General features: G+C 75.5%; 2 protein-coding genes. Both read left to right on the forward strand.

The window, feature by feature from the left end:
• The first annotated feature begins 54 nt into the window (after window positions 1-54).
• On the forward strand, window positions 55-1074 hold the full coding sequence (locus tag ADK60_RS21145; protein ID WP_053648105.1) for a DUF6895 family protein: 1020 nt from the start codon (window positions 55-57) through the stop codon (window positions 1072-1074).
• Window positions 1071-2576, forward strand: a 1506-nt coding sequence (locus tag ADK60_RS21150) for an MFS transporter (protein WP_063783218.1), incomplete at its 3' end; no start/stop codon positions are given. The genes ADK60_RS21145 and ADK60_RS21150, both read left to right, overlap by 4 nt.

Genomic DNA, 2576 nt, shown 5'->3' on the forward strand with positions numbered 1-2576 from the left:
CCCGGCGCCGCCCCCGCCCCCGCCCCCGCCCCCGGCGCCGATCCCGGCCACGGCCTGGAGCGGCTCGGCGCCGGCACGCTCGGCTGGATCGGCCGCCACCTCGACCACTTCGACCCGTTCACGCCCGCCCACGGCGCCGCCCGAAGCCCGGACCCCGGCGGCGCCCACCGGCCCGCCAAGGCCGCGCTGGAACTCGCGCTGCTCACCCACTGCTGGACCCGCCTCGACCCCGGTGACGACCCGCGCCGGGCCGAGGCGACCGTCCGGGTCCGCGCCGTCTGGCAGCACCCCGGCTTCCCGCGCCTGCTCACCGCCGAGCCGCGCGGCGCCACCCAGTACCGGCTGGCCTGCGCCGCCCTGGCACCCACCGGGACGGCGGACGCGCCGTTCCGGGCCGACCTCGCCCGGCTCACCGCCGCCGACCTCGCCCCGGCCGGGCGCTCGCCCTACCAGCGGCTCGAACTGCGCTACTACGCGGACAAGGCCGGGGTGGCGCACGCCATCGAGCCCTACCCGGAACTCGCCCGGCGCAACGTCCTCGTCACCCTGCCCGCCACCGCCCTCGCGCGGGCCCGGCGCCGGGACGCCCTCGACGGCCGGGAAGCCGACATCGCCGAGGATGCCACCGCGCCCCGTCCCGACGAGCCGCCGGTGACCGTCCCCGAGGCGTACGCCCTCACCCACTCCGCCTTCTACCTCAGCGACTTCGCCCGCACCGGCCCCGGACTGCCCGACGGCGCGGTGGCCGACGCGGCTACCCTGACCGCCCGGCTGCTCGACCACTGCGTCCGGCACGACTGGTGGGACCTCGCCGCCGAACTCGTCATGACCCAGGTCTGCCTGGGCCTGGACCCGACGGGCACGCCCGAGGGCGCGGCCGCCCTCGCCTGCCTGGCCCGCGCCCAGCGCCCGGACGGCTCGATCCCCGGCCGGTCCGCCGCCACCCGCGCGAGTACCGCCGCCACCCGTGCGAGTACCGCCGACCCGGCCGCCGAGTACTTCGCCAAGGCGTACCACACCACCCTGGTCACCGCCCTGATGACACTGCTGCTCGGAACGGGGCGCACCCCGTGACCGCCCTCGGCAGGCTCCGGCCGACCCTCATCAACCCCACCTACACCCGGCTCTGGTTCGGCCAGGCGGTCTCCTCGGTCGGGGACGCGGTGTTCAGCACCACGCTCGTCCTCTGGGTGGCGACCGTGCTGGCGGAGGGGAAGTCCTGGGGCCCGCAGGCGGTCAGCGGCGTCGTCCTGGCGACCAGCGCGGCCGTGATGTTCGTGGGGCCCTTCGCCGGGGTCTTCGTCGACCGCTGGGACAAGCGCGCCACCATGCTCGGCACCGAGGTGCTGCGCGGCGGGCTGGTCGCCGTGCTGACCGCCGTCGCCTTCGTGCCGACCCGGGAGCTGCCGGCGGGCGTCTGGCTGGCCCTGATCTATGTGATCGTGCTGGTGCTCAACGCGGCGAGCCAGTTCTTCACCCCGGCCCGGTTCTCGATCATCGCGGAACTCGTGACGGACGAGGCCGACCGGGCCAGGGCGGCCGGCATCGCCCAGGCGACCGGACAGACCGCCTGGATCATCGGCCCGCCGCTCGCCGCACCGCTGCTGTTCGCGGTGGGCCTGCAGTGGGCGCTGCTGTTCAACGCGCTCTCCTACCTGGTGTCGTACATCGCCATCAGCTCGGCGGACCTGCGGCCGGTGCATCCCGCGCGGACCACACCCACCGCTCCGAGTGCCGGAAAGGCCGCCGAACGGCCGGGCAGGGCCGAACGCCCCGGCCTGTTCAAGGACTTCGCCGAGGGCCTGCGCTTCTTCGCCCGCAACCGGTTCCTCGTCGCGCTGCTGCTGCTCACGGTGATCGGCCAACTCGGGATGGGCGCCCTGAGTACCCTGAACATCTTCTTCGCCACCCGGAACCTGCACGTCTCCGCCGAGTCGTACGGCTACCTCGGCATGGCGCTCGGCATCGGCGGGATCGCGGGCGCGCTCGCCGCCGGGCGGGTCGTGCAGTGGATCGGCGCCCGGCGGACGACCTGGATCGGCCTGATGGCGAGCGGCGCGCTGCTGGTGCTGTACTCGCGGCAGACCGGCTTCCCGGCGGCCGTGACGCTGCTGTTCGTCTTCGTGGTGCCGATCACCATGCTGAACACGGCGATGGCACCGCTGCTGCTCGCCGCCACCCCGCAGGAGTTCCGGGGCCGGGTGATCTCGGTGTTCTACCCGGTCACCCGGCTCGCGGCGATGCTGACGGCGGTGCTGTCCGGCTGGTTGGCGGGCAGCGGGCTGCGGGACTTCTCGGGTTCGGTGGCGGGGCTGCGGTTCGGCCCGATCGACACGATCTTCGCGGTGTCCGGGCTGGTGGTCGTGCTCGCCGGGGTCTATGCGCGGGTGGGCCTCCCGGCGAGCGGCGCGGCCCCGGCCGCCGGGCCCGCACCTGTCGCGGCCGGACCCGACGCGGCCGGACCCGACGCCGAACCGGCGCGCGAGGCCGCGGCGTTGGCCGTCGAGGCGCACGGGGAAGCACCCGGGGAAGCACCGGGGAAGACGCCCACCGAGGATCCGACCGCCCCCGCCGCC

Origin of the sequence: Streptomyces sp. XY431, from assembly GCF_001279805.1 — a bacterium.
Lineage (GTDB): Bacteria > Actinomycetota > Actinomycetes > Streptomycetales > Streptomycetaceae > Kitasatospora > Kitasatospora purpeofusca.